The organism is uncultured Actinomyces sp., from assembly GCF_963526355.1.
In the GTDB taxonomy this organism is placed as follows: domain Bacteria; phylum Actinomycetota; class Actinomycetes; order Actinomycetales; family Actinomycetaceae; genus Actinomyces.
On sequence record NZ_CAUROW010000008.1, the window covers coordinates 15,745 to 33,966 of the forward strand.

Below are 18,222 nucleotides of genomic sequence, written 5' to 3' on the forward strand. Positions count from 1 at the left end.
AAGGTCCTGCTCGTCCGGAGTCAGCGGGCTGGGGCGTCGGCGCTGCTCAGAGTCCTGATTGCCGCGTCCACGCCGTCGATGAGCCCGGGCGTCACCGCAAGGGCCCCCGACCCGGCCCGGTAGGTCATCCCGGGAATGGGCGTGTATAGGACGTTCGCCTCCAGACTCGTGCGCCCCTCCTCGATGGCCCGCCACGGCTCGGGGTCCTCATGGAAGAACCGCGCGACGCGCTCATCGCAGGCCAGATGCTCCAGGACGTTGTCGGCCGACTTGTGCGCCACTCGCCCCGGCAGTCTGCGGGGAGGAATGTCGGTCTCGTCGTCGTCATCGATCGTGGGAGCCGCCCCCTGGTACTCGATGACGACCAGCTGGGCCCCACTGGGCGAGAGCGCCAGCGCGTGGACGGGGCTGTCCACCGGCCGCTGGTCGATCGCGCTGCCACGGAAGGCGTCGGGGATCCGGAAGCCCTCCAGGACGGCGAACTGCTCACCGTTGGTGGTGTTGAGCCGGCGTGTCAGGCCCAGGATCTCGGCCTGCTGCTCGGCAACCGACGAGGCCAGGTCTCGCATCTCACCGATGACCCGGGAGTCGGCCCCGGAGTCGGCCAGATCGGCGACGGTCTCATCGAGCCGGCCGGGCTCCAGGGCGTCGGCACCGACGACGCCCACGGACTCGGCGAGCTTGCGAAGACGCGCGATATCGGCTTCGACCGCCACCTGCCGCTTGGTGCGCGCCGTGAACAGCGCCTGGCTCTCGGAGAAGCTCTCTGCACCCCGGATCCGTCGGTTGACGGAGAGCTCGGCGGCCAGGTCCGTACCGCCCCCGGCGGGACTCGCGCTCAGAGCCGAGCGCGGCATGTAGGTCATGGCGAAGTCCAGCAGGGCCAAGCACGCCTGCCCCGGTGTGAGTGCGGCCAGGTGGCCTACGAGGCTGCTCGACGACGGCGCTGTGCTGATGCGGCGCCCCGGCGCTCCTAGCTTCAGGACCAGGGACAGGCTCATGGCCACCGTGGCCAGCGCACCGATCGCGTAGAGGAGCCCCTGGGTGCCACTCAACCCGCTCCACCACTGGGAGGACAGACGCGGCAGGGCTGAGAGGAACAGGTTGTCCTCGGTCTCCTTGAGCTCGGGGGCGAGCTGCCAGACGGTGCGCACCTCGTACATGCAGCACAGGAGGAACAGCACGATGCCGACCACCAGGATCCCCAGGCGGAAGCCCTGGCGGGCATTCGGCTCAGCGCCCGGCGTCGTGGCCGCCATGGCGTCGGCGCGCACGCCGCGCACCTGCTCGGCGGTGGCCCGTCCGGCCCGCATGGCGTAGAGACGCCCCTGACGCAGGTCCCCGTAGGCGCCCCAGGTGACGGCCAGGTCGCCCCAGGTGAAGTTCGCCAGCGCCACCACCGAGACGATGAGGGCGCGCACGAACGGCGGCGCCTCGGTGAGGTTGGGATAGCGGGGTGCCGGCGCCCCGGCCACCGTCCAGCCGTGCACGCCCGCGTAGGCGCGGCGGTGGGCGTCCAGGAGCAGGCAGGCGGCCATGAGGATGACGGACAGGGGGATGGCGCTCAGGCCTCCGCCATTGACCCGCCACAGGAACATGAGCAGGGCCGGGAAGCCGCCACCGGAGTCGCTGTGGCCGAGCTGCTGGGCGATCCTGGCGATGTAGGTGGCGTGGTCGCTCACCGACTGCAGGATGACCACCGCCGGCAGGATCCAGGCCACGATCCTCAGCCACACGAGGTTCCTGGCCCCCTCGAAGGCCGGTGAGTCCTTGAGTCGCCACAGTGTGATCGCCAGGGCCACCGCCATCGTGATGTTGGCGGTGCTCACCTGGTTGCTGACCGCCAGGACATTGCTGTCCTCCTGGGTCATCGACCCCGAGGTCCACGGGTTGAAGGAGAAGGGAAGCCGCCCGTTGCCCAGGATCGAGGCGAGCATCCTGCTCTCCTCAAGAGCCCGGATGCCGTCCTTGACGGCTGTCAGGCCGGCGCCGGCGGCGAACCCCAGCAAGGCCCAGTCGGAGGCTGCCAGGCGGCGCATCCGGCCCGGTGCCAGGAACACCACGAGGACCAGGGGCACCAGGGGGCTGAGCACGTCCAGAGCAATGGTCAGGGCGATGCTCATCCCGTTGCCCATGACGGACAGCCCGGCTCGGGTGCGTACCGAGTTCATGATCATGGCCACGATGAGGGACCACACGGCGCCGACGCCGTACATGAGAACCACGGAGCGCCAGCTGATGGTGCGCGTGCGGGCCAGCAGGGCCACCACCATGAGGCACACCGCCATGAACGCCGCTGGGACGACCGCGTAGGCCAGCCGCGGCACGATGAACAGAGCGGCGACGAGCAGCGGGATCATGACGGCGTAGGCCCCGCGCACCACCAGGCTCAAGGCACTGGACAGCCCCGTGTGGCGGCTCCACCAGCGCCGGTAGGCGGAGGCGGCCTCCTGCCACCGCTCGGGAGGAACCCCGCGGTACACCGGTGTTGCTGCGATATTGATGGACGCAGTCATGCTTGGGACTGTATGCGGTATCTTGAGCCGCCCGCAAGGAAACAAGCCGGTCGATCGATTGATTTACCGACGGCGACACCTCGGGTGAGCCGGTCGACCGAAGGCCGCTCGATGGTCCTCAGGCGGCGGCCTTGCCGGTCGGGGGAACCACCGTGAGGCTTCCCGGGTGGAGCCCCCAGCTCGGCAGGGGAGGGCTGTGCTCGGAACTGATGGATGAGTGAGATATGGGTCAGATGCGGACTTCTGCACCCGAAAGACCACTCGGAGACAGCTCTCGGGCTCGCATCCCGGTGCCGGTCGCATGCCGAGTCCACCCGATAAGATCCCGATAAGATGGAGTCGGCCACAACTGGCGAGGGTGGGGCACCACCGGGGAGTGGCCGAGGCCGTCCACGCACGGGACGTCGCCCGCCTGGGCGTCCCATGCCCTCACGCCGCACCAGGAGCATCATGTCCCCGTCGTCCCCTCAGTCGGGCCAGGCCGCCGGCCGGTCCTCCGCCGAGACAGTACCCACCGCCCACGTCGCCACCGAGGGCCTCGTCAGCCCTGACCGCGTTCCCGTGCGTCGCGCCCTCGTCTCCGTCTATGACAAGACCGGCCTCGTCCCCCTGGCTCAGGCCCTGGCCGATGCCGGCGTCGAGATCGTCTCCACCGGCTCCACGGCCGCCACCATCGCTGCCGCAGGCCTGGTCGTCACCCCGGTGGAGGAGATCACCGGTTTCCCCGAGTGCCTTGAGGGCCGAGTCAAGACCCTCCATCCGGCAGTCCATGCCGGTATCCTCGCTGATCGCCGTAAGCCCGACCATCTCGACCAGCTCCAGACCCTGGGCGTGACTCCCGTCGACCTGGTCGTGGTCAATCTCTACCCCTTCACCGATACCGTCGCCTCCGGCGCCGCCTTCGACGCCTGCGTCGAGCAGATCGACATCGGCGGCCCCGCCATGGTGCGCGCCGCCGCCAAGAACCACCCCGCCGTCGCTGTTGTCACCAGTCCCGCGCGCTACGACGCCGTCGCCGCCGCTGTGCGCGAGGGCGGCTTCACCCTGGCCGCCCGCCGCCGGCTGGCCGCCGAGGCCTTCGCCCACACCGCCGCCTACGACGCCGCCGTGTCCACATGGCTGGCCGGGCAGGTCGAGGCCGACGGCGTTGTGAACACTGCCGACGCCGCAGACGTAACCGACTCGGGGGAGCCTGCCGCGCCGCCCGCCTACATCGGTGTCGGATACGAGCGCCTGACGAGCCTGCGCTACGGGGAGAACCCCCACCAGCGGGCCGCCGTCTACCGCACCGCCGGGGCGAGCGGGGGAGTGGCCGGCGCCCGCCAGCTCCACGGCAAGGCCATGAGCTACAACAACTACACCGACACCGACGCCGCCGTGCGCGCCGCCTACGACCACGGCCAGGCCGTCACGGTCGCCGTCGTCAAGCACGCCAACCCCTGCGGCATCGCCATCTCGGCCACCGGTGACGTCGCTGAGGCTCACCGCAAGGCCCACGCCTGCGACCCGGTCTCGGCCTACGGCGGTGTCATCGCCACCAACACAGTCGTCACCGGCGAGATGGCACGTCAGATCAAGCCGGTCTTCACCGAGGTGGTCGCCGCCCCGGCCTTCGCCGACGAGGCCGTGGAGATCCTGTCCACCAAGAAGAACCTCCGTCTGCTCGTCGTCGAGGCCCCCCAGCGCGAGGGCTACGAGATCAAGCAGGTCTCAGGCGGCGCCGTCATCCAGGAGCGCGACGTGCTCAGCGCCGACGGCGACGACCCGGCGACCTGGACCCTGGCCGCAGGGCCCGTCGCGGACGACGCGCTCCTGGCTGATCTCGCCTTCGCCTGGCGCTCGGTGCGTGCCGTGCGCTCCAATGCGGTCCTCCTGGCCCACGACGGCGCCACCGTCGGAGTGGGGATGGGGCAGGTCAACCGCGTCGACTCCTGCAGGCTGGCCGTCGAGCGCGCCAACACCCTGGGTTCCCGCTCCACCGGCGACGCCGCAGTCAACAGCTCCCAGAAGGAGAAGGGTGCCGTCGGCGGGGCTGACGCCGCCGAGGTCCTGGGGGGCACCATTGCCGCACCGGAGCGCGCTCGCGGTGCCGTGGCCGCCTCCGATGCCTTCTTCCCCTTCGCCGACGGGCTTCAGGTCCTCATCGACGCCGGGGTGCGGGCCGTCGTTCAGCCCGGTGGGTCCATTCGCGACCAGGAGGTCATCGATGCCGCCCAGGCCGCCGGCCTCACCATGTACTTCACTGGCACCCGTCACTTCGCCCACTGATGTCCCGGCGGCCTCGTGCCCGGCGGTCTTGTATCGGGCGCCGGCCGGCGCGTTAGGGGGGATGTGGAGAAGGAAGCTCGTGGACCGGCGCCCCCGTGCGCCGATAGGCTCGTCTCCGTGACTCACGACCCGCATCCCCGGCAGGACGAGCACAAGGAGCCCTACCGCACGATCTGCGTCGTCCTTGTGGCCCTCGGCCTGGCCGCGGTTCCCGTCATTGCGCTGCTGGGGCATCGTCGCCTCGCCGTCCTGTGGGCGGCCGCAGGGATCCTGGCGCTGGCCATCGTCCGGATCCAGCGCCCCGACGGCACCTGGCTGGCGGCGCGCAGTCGCCTGTTCGATGTCGTCTTCGGTATCGGTCTGGCCGTGGTCCTGTTCACTCTTTCCACGTACGCAAATCTGCCCCATGTCATGTGAGCGCTGCCTCCGCTGTGCCGGCACCACTGATTTCTCCTGGTGAAGCAGCCCCTTGCTGCTTGTGATCCGCCTCGTGCGGGTGCCCATTTGTCGGTCGGAGCCGCACTGCGATCGGACGTTGTGGCACGCTGGGGCACTCAAGACGTTCCGCCATCGTTCCACACCCTGAAGGTCCCTGTATGTCACGCAATCCCTCGGCCCCGCCGTCACTGGGCCACCGTCTCAGCCACAGCATCCTGACCTGGGTCATCGGCGCCATCGTGCTGGCCCTGCTTCTGGGATCAATCCGGATCGGCGGCCACCCCGCCGTTCCCAAGCCCGTCGGCAACGTCTTCGCGACCTTCTCCGACCTTTTCAGCCAGTTCCTCAACTTCGCCATCCCGCTCATCATCATCGGGCTGGTGACTCCCGCCATCGCCGACCTAGGACGCGGTGCCGGGAAGTGGCTCGGCATCACCACCGCCCTGGCCTACACCTCCACCCTTTTCGCCGGCTTCCTCACCTTCCTGGTGTGTGCCGTCACCTTCCCCCGCCTGCTCGCCGGAACCTCCTTGGCCGACGTCGCCAAGCCTGAGGGGGCACTGACCAGCTACTTCACCGTTGAGATGCCGCCCGCCGTCCAGGTCATGACCGCGCTGCTGCTCTCCTTCGTCCTGGGAATCGGCCTGTCCATGGTGCCCCGGGGCGTCCTGCGCAAGGGATTCATCGAGTTCCGGGCCATCATCACTCGCCTTATCGAGCGGATGATCATCCCGCTGCTGCCCCTGCACATCTTCGGCATCTTCCTCAACCTCACCTACACCGGTGCGGCCGGGGCCGTCATGAAGGCGCTCTTGCGGGTCGTCATCGTGGTCCTCGTCCTGGAGGTCGTCATCCTGACCGTTCAGTTCGTGGTCGCCGGTGTCATTGGCCGCAGGAACCCGTTCAGGGCGCTGGTCACCATGCTGCCGGCCTACCTCACGGCACTGGGTACCTCCTCCTCCGCGGCCACGATCCCAGTCACTCTGCGTCAGACGAAGAAGAACGGCGTGTCCGACGCGGTGGCGTCCTTCACCATCCCTCTGTGCGCCACGATCCACCTGGCGGGGTCGACGTCGAAGATCTTCTCCTTCGCCTTCGCCATCGTCCTCACCCAGGATCTGAACGTCTCCATCACTCAGTGGATCGGCTTCATCTTCATGCTCGGCATCACGATGGTGGCCGCACCGGGCGTTCCTGGGGGCGCCATCATGGCCGCCACCGGCCTGCTGTCCACCATGCTCGGCTTCAACGATCAGCAGGTGGCTCTCATGATCGCCACCTATATCGCCCTGGACTCCTTCGGCACCGCCACGAACGTCACCGGTGACGGTGCCATCGCCATCATTGTGGACCGCATGGCGGGAGGCTCTGTCAACGACGAGGGCGACCCGGAGAATGCCCGTGAGCTCTCCTTCGACGGCATGGCCTACCTCCACGCCGTCAGCGTCAAGGGCGTCGTCAGCCCTGAGGAGCTGGAGGTCTCCGCTGCCGCCACCCGCTCCGACGAGTAGGCCGCTCGAAGCTGCTCAGTCCGAGCCCGTATCGCGCCAAGACCGAGCGGGAGCCAGCGCTGCTGAAGCCCTGGGGCCCGCTCGGTGCAGTCCGCCTGCATCAGTCAGCGTCCGCGGGCGGTCAATGTTCGCAGCGCTCCGGGCTCGGCGAGGAGCTTGGCGGGTGGACCGGCCTGCACCACCGTTCCCGCGTCCATGACGATGACATGGTCGGCCTGCTCGGACCACTGGAGGCGGTGGGTGATCTCAATGATCGTGGCCTGTGGCAGGTAGGTGCGCACTCCAACCCGCACCCGCTCGTCCAGGTCGGGGTCCAGGTGGGAGGTGAACTCGTCGAGGATGAGAACCCCGGGGCGGGCAAGGAGGGCACGTGCCAGTGCCAGACGCTGACGCTGGCCCCCGGACAGGGACTGGCCGCGCTCGCCCACGAGAGTCTCGTAGCCGTCCTCAAGGGCCTCGATGTCCTCGTCGATGCAGGCGGCTCGGCAGGCCCGGCGTACCTGGGCGTCGGTGGCCGACGGTGCCGCCAGGCGCACGTTCTCGGCGATCGTGGCCCTCATGAGGTGGATCCGCTGATCCACCATCCCGACCTCCTGATAAAGGCTGGTCGCGCGCAGGCCGACCACGTCCTGGCCGTCGATGAGGATGCGGCCCGACTCCGGCTCGTCGAAGCGCACCACCAGCTGGGCCAGCGTCGACTTGCCCGAGCCCGAGGCTCCCACGACACAAGTCCACTCCCCGGCCCTGGCCCTCGCGCTCACCTCGCGCACGGCCTGCGCCACGGTGCTCGGGTAGGAGTAGCTGACGTCCTGCCACAGGACCTCGTGGGAGATACCGCCGGTCAGCTCCTCATCGCCGTCGCGCACCTCCACCGGGGCGTTGACGATCTCCCATACCCTCTCGGCCGAGGCGAAGGATGCATGGAGCGCTCCCGAGAGCTCCTCGACGCCTCGTACGGTCTCGCTCATCCGCAGCACCGCCGCGGCGGCTGCCGCCAGAAGGGGCACGTCCTCACCGGAGCCGGTGGCAGGCAGCATCGTCCCCACCATGACGACGACGATCGGTGCGGTCAGGCTCGTAAGCTGGTTGGCGCCCCGGCGCAGCGCGGCCCACCGGACGCTCAGTCGTGAGGCTCCGGCGATCTCGGTGTCGATCCCGGCCATCTCATCGAGACGCTCCCGGCTGCATCCGTACCCGACAACCTCGCTCATGCCCTGTACCGTGTCAGTGACATGCTGAGTGAGGTCCGCTCGCGCCGCTGAGACGGACCGGTATGCCTCCAGGGAGGCGGTAAAACCCAGACGAGGCACGATGAGCAGCTGGAACACCATGAGGGGAAACACCGACAGTGCCACCGGCCAGGAGACTTTCAGACCGATGACCGTGAGCACGACGACCGGAGTGATGGCGGCCGAGACCGCTGGGGCGAAGGTGTGGGCGAAGAAGACCTCGATGCGGTCCACGTCCTTGGTGGCTCGTGACAGCAGATCGCCCGAGTGGGAGGTGACGCTGACCCTGGGGGAGCGGGGGATGAGTGAGCGGAAGATCTGCCCGCGCAGCAGCTCGAGCGCCTTGAAGGCCACCAGGTGACCAAGGAACTGCTCGGCGTAGCGCAGGGCGGCCTTGAGTAGGGAGAGCCCCGCCATCACAGCCAGAATCGGCCAGATGCTGGGCACGGGGGCACTGGTCGCCATGGCCAGTCCCACTGAGGCTGCGGCGTAGGCCCCTAAGGAGAACAGGGTCACACCGCTGAGTATGGCGACGCTGCGGCACAACGTGGAGCCCAGTAGCGGAGACAGGACCGGGCGGGTGACCGCCAGCAGCCAGCGCACCAGCACCGCGCGCGATGGCGGCGCCTGTGTCGAGACATCGGCCTCCTCCTGACCGAGTTGGTCGCTCTCGTCCGGCCGAGCCGCTGATGAGTGTCTGGACTGGATCATGCCCGCCGCTCCTCGCGCCTTCCGGCGGCCGCATCGGCGGCGTCATCAGCTCCGTGGGAATCGGCCTCGGCGTCGTCGGTGCCGTCTGCTGCGCCGGCGGTGGGAGCCTTGGCGGTGCCCACCTCATGAACGCCTCCAGTCTCCACCCTCACGGTCCGGTCCACGGTGGTCAGCGCCCCCGCACGGTGCGAGATGGTGATGACGGTCCGGCCGTGGGCCAGCTGCTCGATGGACTCGACGATGGCGGTCTCGCTGGCCAGGTCCACCTGGCTGGTGGGCTCGTCCAGGAGAAGCACGGGGCGGTCGGCCAGGACCGCGCGCGCCAGGGACAGGCGCTGGGCCTGCCCGCCCGACAGCCCGAGCCCGCCCTCACCGACTTGTGTTTCCAGCCCCTCAGGCATCAGGGACACCTCCTTGTCCAACCGGGCCACCTCCAAGGCGTGCCACATCTGCGATGACGTCGCGCACGGTTGGGCCAGACGCAGGTTGTTCGCGATCGTGCCGGTAAACAGCCACGTCGTCTGCGCCACTAGTGCGGAGGCGGCCCGCACCTCGTCCTGAGTGGTCGCGGTGAGTTCGGTGCCCTCGATGCGCAGCGATCCGCTACTGGGCAGAAGGTTCCCGGCGAGCATTGCCATCAGTGTTGACTTACCGGCGCCCGAGGGCCCCACGACCGCCAGGTGCTCGCCGCGATGCACGGACAGACTCACGCTCTCAAGCACCGGATCCTCGTCCCACGTGGCCCCGACGTCGTCGAGCACCACGGAGGCCTGTGGTACCTCCTTCGCTGAGGTGTCCGCCTGTGTTTCGGGACGTGCTGCGGACTGCGGCAGAGGCCGCGACAGGATCCGGCGGATGGCGCGCTGGTTGGCCATGCCTCCCATCCCCACGTAGAAGAAGGCCCCCACGTGGTCCAGCGGCTCCAGGAGCACGTAGGAGGTCAGCACGATCGCCAGTGCGTCTCCGGCGTCGATCGTCCCGGCGGACAATCGCAGCAGGGCCATCCCTGCAGCCGTGGTGATGAGGAAGAGTGAGAAGAGGCCGTCGGTGAGCAGGATGACGAGCTGATTGCCCGCCAGCAGGCCCATGACTGCGCGCCTATTCGTCTCCCCCTCCAGGCGTAGGCGGGCACTGGTGCGCTCTGCGGCCCGGGCCAGGGTGAGGGTCCGCAGTCCCTGGATGGCGTCGAGGTACTCGGCCGCCAGACGCGTGCGTGCACGCCTCGAGTCCGACGACGAGGTCCGCAGCCGAGAGTGGGCGAAAGCGATGAAGGCGGGTACCACGACGACGGCCAGGGCCAGTACCAGGGCCGGGACCATGTCGACCGTCAGGGCCAGCTCGATGAGTACCAGCAGGGGTGCCGCGGCTGCGGCCAGGGTCGGGGCCAGGAAGGTTTGGCGGTAGAGAGCCACGCGTTCGGCGCCGTCGGTCAGCAGGGAGGCGGTGGCGCCGCTGCGGACGTCGGCGGCACGCGCAGGACCCAGACCGAGCAGGTGTGCCAGCGTGAGCCGGCGCAGGTGAGCCTCCTCGCTGAGCGCGCTGGAGCGGGCGATCCACTGGGACAGCAGCTGACAGGCGGCGCTCAGGACGGCCGCCGCCAACGCCTGGGTGAGCAGGCCGGAGGTCTGCGAGGAGACCAGCAGGGCGCCCAGAGCGCGTCCGGTGGAGATGAGGCACCAGCCCGAGCCCAGGGCGCCCAGCAGTATCAGGCCGAAGGAAAGGGCGCCCGCGCGGCGCCCAACGGGTGAGGAGACCTCGGGGTGGGGCGTGGAACTGCGGCGTAGCGGCACCGCAAGGGGCACGAGGGATCGACGTGAGCTCATCACGGTCCTGAAGACGAGAAATGGGTTGGGGGAGGGCTCCAGGGTATCGATCGAAGAGAGGCGCTGCCAGGAGCGGGGCGGATCTCACTGCGATCACCAGGAACCATCAGGAATCACCAGGGACTGCTGCGGAGCACCACAGTCTCCACGAAAGACGGCTCAGTGGGTGGTGAGAGTCACGAAACATGGTGGATCGGTGTGTTCACCTGAGCGGACGTCATAGCGTTGTCCTGCCGGGCTGCCGCCTGCGGCCCGTGACGACACACGTCTCGAAGGAGTCCTCGATGGCAAACGCTCCCGTCAATATCACCGTCACCGGTGCCGCCGGCAACATCGGCTACGCGCTGCTGTTCCGCATCGCCTCTGGCGCCCTTCTCGGCCCGGATCAGCGTGTTAATCTCCGTCTGCTCGAGATCCCGCCGGCCGTCAAGGCCGCCGAGGGCACCGCCATGGAGCTGTTCGACTCCGCCTTCCCGACCCTGGGCAGTGTCGACATCTTCGACGACGCCAAGGCCGCCTTCGACGGCGCCAACATCGCCTTCCTCGTCGGCTCCATGCCCCGCAAGGCCGGCATGGAGCGCGCCGACCTGCTCTCCGCCAACGGCGGCATCTTCGGGCCCCAGGGTGAGGCCCTCAACGCCGGCGCCGCCGATGACATCAAGGTGCTCGTCGTGGGCAACCCCGCCAACACCAACGCCCTCATCGCCGCCTCCCACGCCCCCGATATTCCTGCCTCGCGCTTCACGGCGATGACCCGCCTGGACCACAACCGTGCACTGGCCCAGCTCGCCTCCAAGGCCGGCTGCCACGTCACCGACATCGACAAGGTCACCGTCTGGGGCAACCACTCCTCCACCCAGTACCCCGACCTGACCCAGGCCACCGTCAAGGGCACCCCCATTACCGACATCCTGGCCGACCGCGCCTGGGTTGAGGAGGACTTCATCCCGACCGTCGCCAAGCGCGGCGCCGCCATCATCGACGCCCGTGGTGCATCCTCGGCCGCCTCGGCCGCCTCGGCCGCCATCGACCACGTGCACGACTGGGTGCTGGGCACCTCCGGGTCCTGGACCTCCTCCTCGGTCATGTCCGACGGGTCCTACGGCGTTCCCGAGGGCATCATCTCCTCCTTCCCCTGCACCTCGGAGAGCGGTGCGTGGAAGATCGTCCAGGGCCTTGAGATCGACGACTTCTCCCGCGGCAAGATCGACGCCTCGGCGGCCGAGCTCGTCGATGAGAAGAACACCGTGGCCTCCATGGGGCTCATCTGAGTCGTCTTCAGCTCCCCGGGGCGGTACTCGGAGTCCGCCTGAGAGCGTGTTCGGGACGACTCGTCCTCGATCCGCTACAGGTCGTTCTCGGGTCGGCGTAACCATCCGATCCCCGGTCTGGTCCTCGCTGCATCACGTGCAGCGAGGACTTTTTTCTGACTGCACGCGAGGACAGTCTGACGAAGTATTGCAATCACTGGTATAGACATGTGAGGACATGCCGGAATTATGATTGTTTATGCAACATATACTTGAGTGTCGCTCAACTTAGGTCTAGTCTCTTCGTCGAGATCAGATGACCTCCTGTCATTTCTCTTCCTCCGCGGCAACGCTGCCGTGGTCATGAGACAACGTCGTTTCTAAGGAGCAGTCCCATGCGTCCCACCCACTACCTCTCCCGCCGCGCTGTGCTGGCGGGGCTGGGAACCACCGCTGTCGCCGCCACCCTGGCCGCCTGCGCGACCTCAGGCGGCTCCGGCTCGAAGTCGGGCGGCTCTGTCGGCCAGGGGGATGACAGCGAGGTCGACGTCGTCACCTGGTGGTCGGCCGGGTCGGAGAAGCTCGGCCTGGATGCCCTGGTCAAGGTTTTCAACGAGCAGTTCGCCAAGACGAAGTTCGAGAACAAGGCTGTCTCCGGCGGAGCGGGCAGCCAGGCCAAGCAGAAGCTGGCGGCCGATCTGGCCGCGAAGAATCCGCCGGACACCTATCAGGCCCACGCCGGTGCCGAGATCAAGGACCACATCGAGGCCGGCTACCTGCTGGACGTCTCCAGTCTCTACGAGGAGTTCAAGCTCAACGAGGCCTTCCCAGCTGCTCTCATGGACCGTCTCAAGGACTCCGACGGCAAGATCTACTCGGTGCCCTCCAACATCCACCGGGCTAATGTCGTGTGGGCCTCGGTTCCCGCGCTCAAGGCGGCCGGGCTCGACCCGGCCAAGCCGGCCACCACCATCGATGCCTGGATCGCCGACATGGAGAAGGTCAAGGCCGCGGGGCTGACCCCTATCACCATGGGCATGGCCTGGACCCAGCTCGAGCTGCTCGAGACCATCCTCATCGCCGACCTGGGGGTGGATGCCTACAACGGACTCTTCGACGGTAAGACCGACTGGGGCGGCGCCGAGGTCACCAAGGCGCTGGATCACTACAAGACGATCGTGGGCTACACCGACGCCTCCCTCTACACCGAGGACTGGGAGCCCGCCATGAAGCCCATCATGGATGGCAAGGCCGCCTTCAACGTCATGGGTGACTGGGCCGTGGCCGGCTTCGATGCCGCCGGCAAGAAGGCCGGAGAGGATTATGTCTACTTCCCGGTCCCGGGCACCGACGGCGTCTTCGACTTCCTGGCCGACTCCTTCACCCTTCCCGAAGGCGCCAAGCACCCCGGCGGTGCCAAGAACTGGCTCAACGCGATCTCCTCCAAGGACGGCCAGATCGCCTTCAATTCCGTCAAGGGCTCGATCCCCGCTCGCACGGACCTCACCGATGAGGAGAAGGGCAAGTTCTCCGAGTACCAGCGCTCGGCCATGGAGTCCTTCGCCAAGGACAAGATCGTCTCCTCCATCGCCCACGGAGCCGCCCTGCCCGCCAAGGCGACCAACGCGATGAACGATGCTCTGACCAAGTTCGCTCAGGGAGCCTCCGACGTCACCGCCCTCCAGGCCGACCTCAAGGCCGCTGCCGCCTCCTGACAGGTCCCCCCGGGGTGGGGACGGACCACATGTCCGCTCCGCTCCGCTCCGTTCCCACCCTCGGGGCCGACCTCCCGCCGATCAGTCGGCCGTCGGTCATCACCACCATCAGCGGATCCTTCCGCCATCAACGCATCAGGAGAACCTCGTGAGCACCAAGACCGCCCCCGTGCGGCGCCGTCGGGCGAGCTGGAAGCAGTGGGGGCCCGGCCTCCTGCTCATCTCGCCCTCAATCCTCCTCGTCGGCGTCTTCGTCTACGGGATGATCGGAATCAACATCAACACCTCCCTGCTGGACATGCACACCGCGGGACAGGTCTCCGGCCGCAGGGGGACCACCGTCGTCGGGCTGAGCAACTTCACGGCCCTGTTCGGCAGCCCGGACTTCCGGCACTCCTTCGTCAACCTCATCCTGTTCACCATCACCTTCCTGGCCGGCACCCTCGTGGTCGGTTTCCTGTGGGCCTGGCTCTTGGACCGCCCCATCAAGGGGGAGGGGATTTTCCGTTCCATCTTCCTGTTCCCCATGGCCGTGTCCTTCGTGGCCTCGGGTGTGGTGTGGCGGTGGCTGCTCAACTCCGCCCAGGGCGAGCAGGCCTCGGGACTCAACCGCCTCTTCGAGATGACCGGCCTGAGGTTCCTGGAGAACTCATGGACCCAGAACACCACCTGGGGCATCCTCGCCATCGCGCTGCCTGCCGTGTGGCAGCTGGCCGGTTATGTCATGGCGCTCTTCCTGGCCGGTTTCCGCGGCATCCCCGACGACCTGCGCGAGGCGGCCCGGGTCGACGGTGCCAGCGAGTGGCAGCTGTACAAGTCGATCATCTTCCCCCAGCTGACCCCAATCGCCCTGAGCGCCGTCATCATCATCGGGCACATGTCGCTGAAGTCATTCGACCTCATCATGTCGATCACGGACCAGCGCACCTACTCCACCAAGGTCCCTGCCATCGACATGTTCAACTTCATGACGGACAACGACTACTCCAACGCCGCCGCCGTCGGCACGATCCTTCTGGTCCTGGTCGCTATCGCCGTCGTCCCCTACCTTGTCCACGACGCCAAGGGCAGGAGGTGAGCGGCGATGGCACAGACTCTCCCGATGCGCGCCCTGCGCCGTCCTGGTTGGGGCCAGACCGCTCGGTTCATCCTGTTGCTGGCCTCAGTGGTCCTCGTCCTCATCCCCGTCTACGTCCTGCTGGTCACCTCCTTCAAGGGATCCGCCGACGCCGACCCCTCCCGCACCTGGTTCCTGCCCGAGGTCTGGGTCACCAAGAACTGGTCCAACGCCTGGAACCAGCTCAGTGGCGGGCTGCTGCGCTCGCTGGCCCTGGTCATCCCCTCCTCGATCATCTCGGCGATGCTGGGAAGCGCCAATGGCTTCGTCCTGTCCAAGTGGCGCTTCCCCGGTGCCAACGCGGTCTTCACCCTCATCCTGTTCGGTATGTTCATCCCCTACCAGGCCGTCATGATCCCACTCATGCGGCTGATGACCAGCGCCGAGGTGGGGTTCGGGATCCATACACTGATCCTCATGCACGTGGTCTACGGCATCCCGATCACGACTCTCATCTTCCGCAACTACTACGAGACCATTCCGAACGAGCTCATTGAGGCCGCGAGGGTCGATGGGGCCGGCATGCTGCGCACCTACGCATCGGTGGTCCTGCCGATCTCGGTTCCCAGCTTCGTTGTCGTCCTCATCTGGCAGTTCACCTCCGCCTGGAATGACTTCCTGTTCGCCCTGTTCTTCGGCGGAGGGGCGCAGTCCGGGCCGGTGACGCTGGCACTCAACAACCTGGCCCACGGATCGATCCTGGCCGACTACGGGGCCTCCATGTCCGGCGCCCTGATCGCCTCAGTGCCCACGTTGGTGGTCTACATCCTGCTGGGCAAGTACTTCGTCGGAGGGCTCATGGCCGGATCGGTCAAGGGCTGAGGACGGCCCGATCTTCCGATCCGGCTCTCGCGGGGCTCGTAGGACCCGCCATCGCATCCGGCTCCCATCCCCGGCTTGGGGACGGGAGCCGGATGTGATGTGATCGGGGCATGGCACGCCGCAGATCCAAGCGCCCTTACGGGCAGGGGCACATTCCCCTGAGCATGGACCGCCTCGCCTCCGTGCCGCGCACCCAGACCGGTCCCGGTGGGGCCGACTTCACTGTGCGCTATCTGCGCGGCGGGGATAAGTCGTACACCTGCCCCGGCTGCCACCACGTCATCCCCGCCGGCACTGCGCACGTGGTGGCTTGGACCAACGAGTCCCTCTTCGGAGCCGACCGTGGCCTGGAGGAACGCCGTCACTGGCACACCTCCTGCTGGGAGCGTCGTCTCTGGTAGACGAGCGGGAAAATGGGGCAGCGACACGCTTGCGGGTCACACGAGCGGCTCCGGGGCACGCCCCTCCCAGCCCGGTAGCAGACGGTTCAAGGCGAACCGTAGCGGTACGATGTCGCCGTCGCGCCCGCCCTCGCCGATGGTCATCGGCACCGGTTGACTTTCGGGCCTGACCCCGCGCAGGCGCTGGCTCAGGCTCAGCGGCATCGACAGGATGTAGAACCGTCCCTCCGTGTCGATGCCGACGGTTCCATCAGACCGCAGGTACCAACCGTGCAACGGGGTGCGGGCGGTTCCACCGGAGTAGCCGCGCACCCGTAGCGGCACCGCCTCCAGGCCGTCGTTGCGAGCCACCTGGAGGAAGAGATCGACGATACGGGCAGCTCGGGCGTACTCGGCGTTCTGGCGCTCTTGAAGCATGCGCGCCCGTTGACCGGCGGCCTGACGGCGTGACTCCGCCCAGCCGGAGTCATCGGAGTCATCAGAACCGGCGGTACTGGATGCCTCGTTCCCGAACCGGGCGTCGTCGACGGCTGTCATTGATCGGTGCTCAGCGGCGCCCCTTGCCCTGGCGGGAACTGCGGTTGCCGGCGCTGCCGGACCCGCCCGAGCTCCTCGGAGGAGGAACGTTCTCGAGGCGGCCGGCGCCACCCTTGTGGGTGTTCTTCGGGGCTGACTGCGCTTCCGTCCGCCGGCCACCGCCCGGGGCCGTACTGTTCTTGTTCCCGGCGGGCGTCGAGGCGGAGGTGGCCGACGGTGCCGAGGCAGTCGATGTGGCTGATGTGGCGGATGCCGCCGATGCGGCGGAGTTGTTCTCGCTGCCGGCTGTGTCGGCGCTGCTGCCGGCGGCCGGCGCCGAGGCGGCAGAGGACCGCTCCTGCACAGGCTCCTGCGCGTCCGGGGACAGGGGTGAGACATGGTCATTGAAGACTGGTGCCTGGGGCAGGACGCCGCCCAGGACGCCTCGCATCTCCGCGAGGTAGGCCGAGACCGAGTCGCGCTGGCGTTCGAGCTCCTCGAGCTGACGGGCGGAGACCTGGGCGGTGACGTCGGCATCGGCCTGGGCGTCGCCGATGATCTGCTCGGCCTCGATCCGGGCCTGGGCCAGGGTCTCCTCGGCCTGGGCAATGGCCTCCTCCTGACGCTTGCGAGCCTCGGCGTCGGTGCGAGCGCGTACCTCCTCGGCTCGCGAGAGTGCTTCCTGGAGGCGTTCCTCGGCCTCTTGCGCCTGGATCTGAGCCTGCTCCTGCATCTCCCGGATGCGTTCGCGGGCGGCCTCATGGGCGTCGGAGTCCTCTTGGGCAGCCTGTTCGTGCGCGGCGGCGATCTCCAAGGTGGCCTGCTGACGCAGCTCGGTGGCTTCTGAGCGGGCGGCGGCCGCCTCGTCGGCGGCCGAGCGGCGCAGAGTCTCGGACTCGTTGCGCGCGGCAGTGAGGATGTCCTCGGCCTCGCGCTGCGCCTTGCCGACGGTCAGCTCGGCCTCCTGCTTGGCGGCCGAGAGAATCTCCTCGGCTTTTGCCGAGGAGGTCTTGTGCAGCTCGTCGGCCTCGGCGGCAGCGGCTTCGCGGTTGGCGGTCGCGTCGCGCTCGGAGGTGATGGCGATCTCGGCGGCCTGCTTGCGTGCCTGGGACAGGACTAGTGCGGCCTCTCGTTCGGCGGAGGCACGTAGTTCGGTAACGGCCGCCTCGGAGTCGGCGGAGATCTGAGCCGCCTTGCGCGAGGCGGAGGAGACGAGCTCCTGGGCACGGGCCTCGGCGTTGGCCAGCGCGGTGGAGGCCTCTCCCTGGGAACGGGAACGCAGTTCGCTGGCCTCGCGACGAGCGTCGGCGAGCAGGGTCGCCGCCTCCGAGGCACTTCGCTCGGAGAGGTTCTTGGCGTTGGTACGGGTGCGGGTCAGCAGGGCATCCGCCTCGGCGTTGGCCTTGGAGAGCACCGAGGCGCTCTGCTCCTCGGCGCTGCGCAGGAGCTGCTCGATCCGTGAGCCCAGGCCGGCGTAGGTCGGTTTGTCGGACTCCCGCAGTTTGCGCTGGGTGTCGGCCAGCTCGCCGGCCAGCGTCATGGCGCGCTGATCGAGGCTGGCGACCTCACGACGGGCGTCGGCCAGCTGGCGCGAGAGCTGCTCCAGTTTCCGGTCGACCTGAGCGCGGTCGTAACCGCGCATTGTGATAGCAAACTCGCTGTATTCCTCAGCCACGTCGGGTTCCTCCTCCTGGCGAGCCGGGGACGCTCGCCGCTGGCCCAAGAGTAACGATTGGGTATGATCGGGACGGCGGTCACGAAAGAGTGACGATATGCACAATCTAGCAGGTGAAGCTTCTGTTTCGAGCGGTCTGGTCGGGATAGCCGAGGATCTGACGGATACAGGCCGATCGTGGCATGCCGTTTCTCCGACCGTTCATCCGGCTCCTTGTGGGGAACGAGTTG

The 18,222-nt window shown here is 67.9% G+C and carries 13 protein-coding genes and 1 riboswitch; of the genes, 8 read left to right on the forward strand and 5 right to left on the reverse strand.

From position 1 onward, the window contains the following. Nucleotides 1-20: 20 nt before the first annotated feature. On the reverse strand, nt 21-2,516 hold the full coding sequence (locus tag RWR81_RS03690) for a hypothetical protein (protein ID WP_314454564.1): 2,496 nt from the start codon (nt 2,514-2,516) through the stop codon (nt 21-23). Nucleotides 2,517-2,851: 335 nt separating this feature from the next. Continuing rightward, a riboswitch (ZMP/ZTP riboswitch) is annotated at nt 2,852-2,941 on the forward strand. Nucleotides 2,942-2,966: 25 nt separating this feature from the next. Between RWR81_RS03690 and purH the strand changes: the two genes are divergently transcribed. From purH to RWR81_RS03705, 3 genes are all read left to right on the forward strand, one after another. Continuing rightward, a complete protein-coding gene (purH, locus tag RWR81_RS03695) occupies nt 2,967-4,784 on the forward strand; it encodes a bifunctional phosphoribosylaminoimidazolecarboxamide formyltransferase/IMP cyclohydrolase (RefSeq protein WP_314454568.1) in 1,818 nt (605 codons plus the stop codon). 117 nt (nt 4,785-4,901) lie between these two features. Further along, on the forward strand, nt 4,902-5,201 hold the full coding sequence (locus tag RWR81_RS03700; protein WP_314454571.1) for a DUF3017 domain-containing protein: 300 nt from the start codon (nt 4,902-4,904) through the stop codon (nt 5,199-5,201). A 179-nt stretch (nt 5,202-5,380) separates the two neighbouring features. Next, on the forward strand, nt 5,381-6,733 hold the full coding sequence (locus tag RWR81_RS03705) for a dicarboxylate/amino acid:cation symporter (protein ID WP_314454573.1): 1,353 nt from the start codon (nt 5,381-5,383) through the stop codon (nt 6,731-6,733). 104 nt (nt 6,734-6,837) lie between these two features. Here the strand turns inward: RWR81_RS03705 and RWR81_RS03710 are convergent, their stop codons facing one another. Together RWR81_RS03710 and RWR81_RS03715 are read right to left on the reverse strand one after the other, a co-directional pair. After that, a complete protein-coding gene (locus RWR81_RS03710; protein ID WP_314454576.1) occupies nt 6,838-8,673 on the reverse strand; it encodes an ABC transporter ATP-binding protein in 1,836 nt (611 codons plus the stop codon). Then, nucleotides 8,670-10,496 carry an ABC transporter ATP-binding protein gene (locus RWR81_RS03715; RefSeq protein WP_314454579.1) on the reverse strand — a complete coding sequence of 609 codons (1,827 nt, stop codon included), beginning with the start codon at nt 10,494-10,496 and terminating at the stop codon, nt 8,670-8,672. The genes RWR81_RS03710 and RWR81_RS03715 overlap by 4 nt, the downstream gene beginning before the upstream one ends. A 284-nt stretch (nt 10,497-10,780) precedes the next feature. Here RWR81_RS03715 and RWR81_RS03720 point away from each other — a divergent pair, with 284 nt between their 5' ends. From RWR81_RS03720 to RWR81_RS03740, 5 genes are all read left to right on the forward strand, one after another. Further along, the gene (locus RWR81_RS03720; RefSeq protein ID WP_314454582.1) at nt 10,781-11,767 is read left to right on the forward strand and encodes a malate dehydrogenase; all 987 of its coding nucleotides are present in this window, start codon (nt 10,781-10,783) and stop codon (nt 11,765-11,767) included. Nucleotides 11,768-12,141: 374 nt separating this feature from the next. Then, the gene (locus RWR81_RS03725; protein WP_314454585.1) at nt 12,142-13,461 is read left to right on the forward strand and encodes an extracellular solute-binding protein; all 1,320 of its coding nucleotides are present in this window, start codon (nt 12,142-12,144) and stop codon (nt 13,459-13,461) included. A gap of 148 nt (nt 13,462-13,609) precedes the next feature. Further along, nucleotides 13,610-14,539, forward strand: a complete 930-nt coding sequence (locus RWR81_RS03730) for a sugar ABC transporter permease (protein ID WP_314454588.1) — start codon at nt 13,610-13,612, stop codon at nt 14,537-14,539. 6 nt (nt 14,540-14,545) lie between these two features. Next, nucleotides 14,546-15,400 (forward strand): carbohydrate ABC transporter permease, encoded by an 855-nt coding sequence (locus RWR81_RS03735; RefSeq protein WP_314454591.1) that lies wholly within the window; start codon nt 14,546-14,548, stop codon nt 15,398-15,400. Nucleotides 15,401-15,510: 110 nt separating this feature from the next. Then, nucleotides 15,511-15,801, forward strand: a complete 291-nt coding sequence (locus RWR81_RS03740) for a hypothetical protein (protein ID WP_314454594.1) — start codon at nt 15,511-15,513, stop codon at nt 15,799-15,801. A 36-nt stretch (nt 15,802-15,837) separates the two neighbouring features. On the opposite strand, the gene RWR81_RS03745 is transcribed toward RWR81_RS03740, so the two are convergent. Together RWR81_RS03745 and RWR81_RS03750 are read right to left on the reverse strand one after the other, a co-directional pair. Beyond that, entirely contained in the window at nt 15,838-16,338 is a 501-nt protein-coding gene (locus RWR81_RS03745) for a hypothetical protein (RefSeq protein ID WP_314454596.1), read from the reverse strand. A gap of 10 nt (nt 16,339-16,348) precedes the next feature. Next, nucleotides 16,349-17,992, reverse strand: coding sequence for a DivIVA domain-containing protein (locus RWR81_RS03750; RefSeq protein WP_314454599.1), 1,644 nt, complete (start codon nt 17,990-17,992; stop codon nt 16,349-16,351). Nucleotides 17,993-18,222 lie beyond the last annotated feature (230 nt).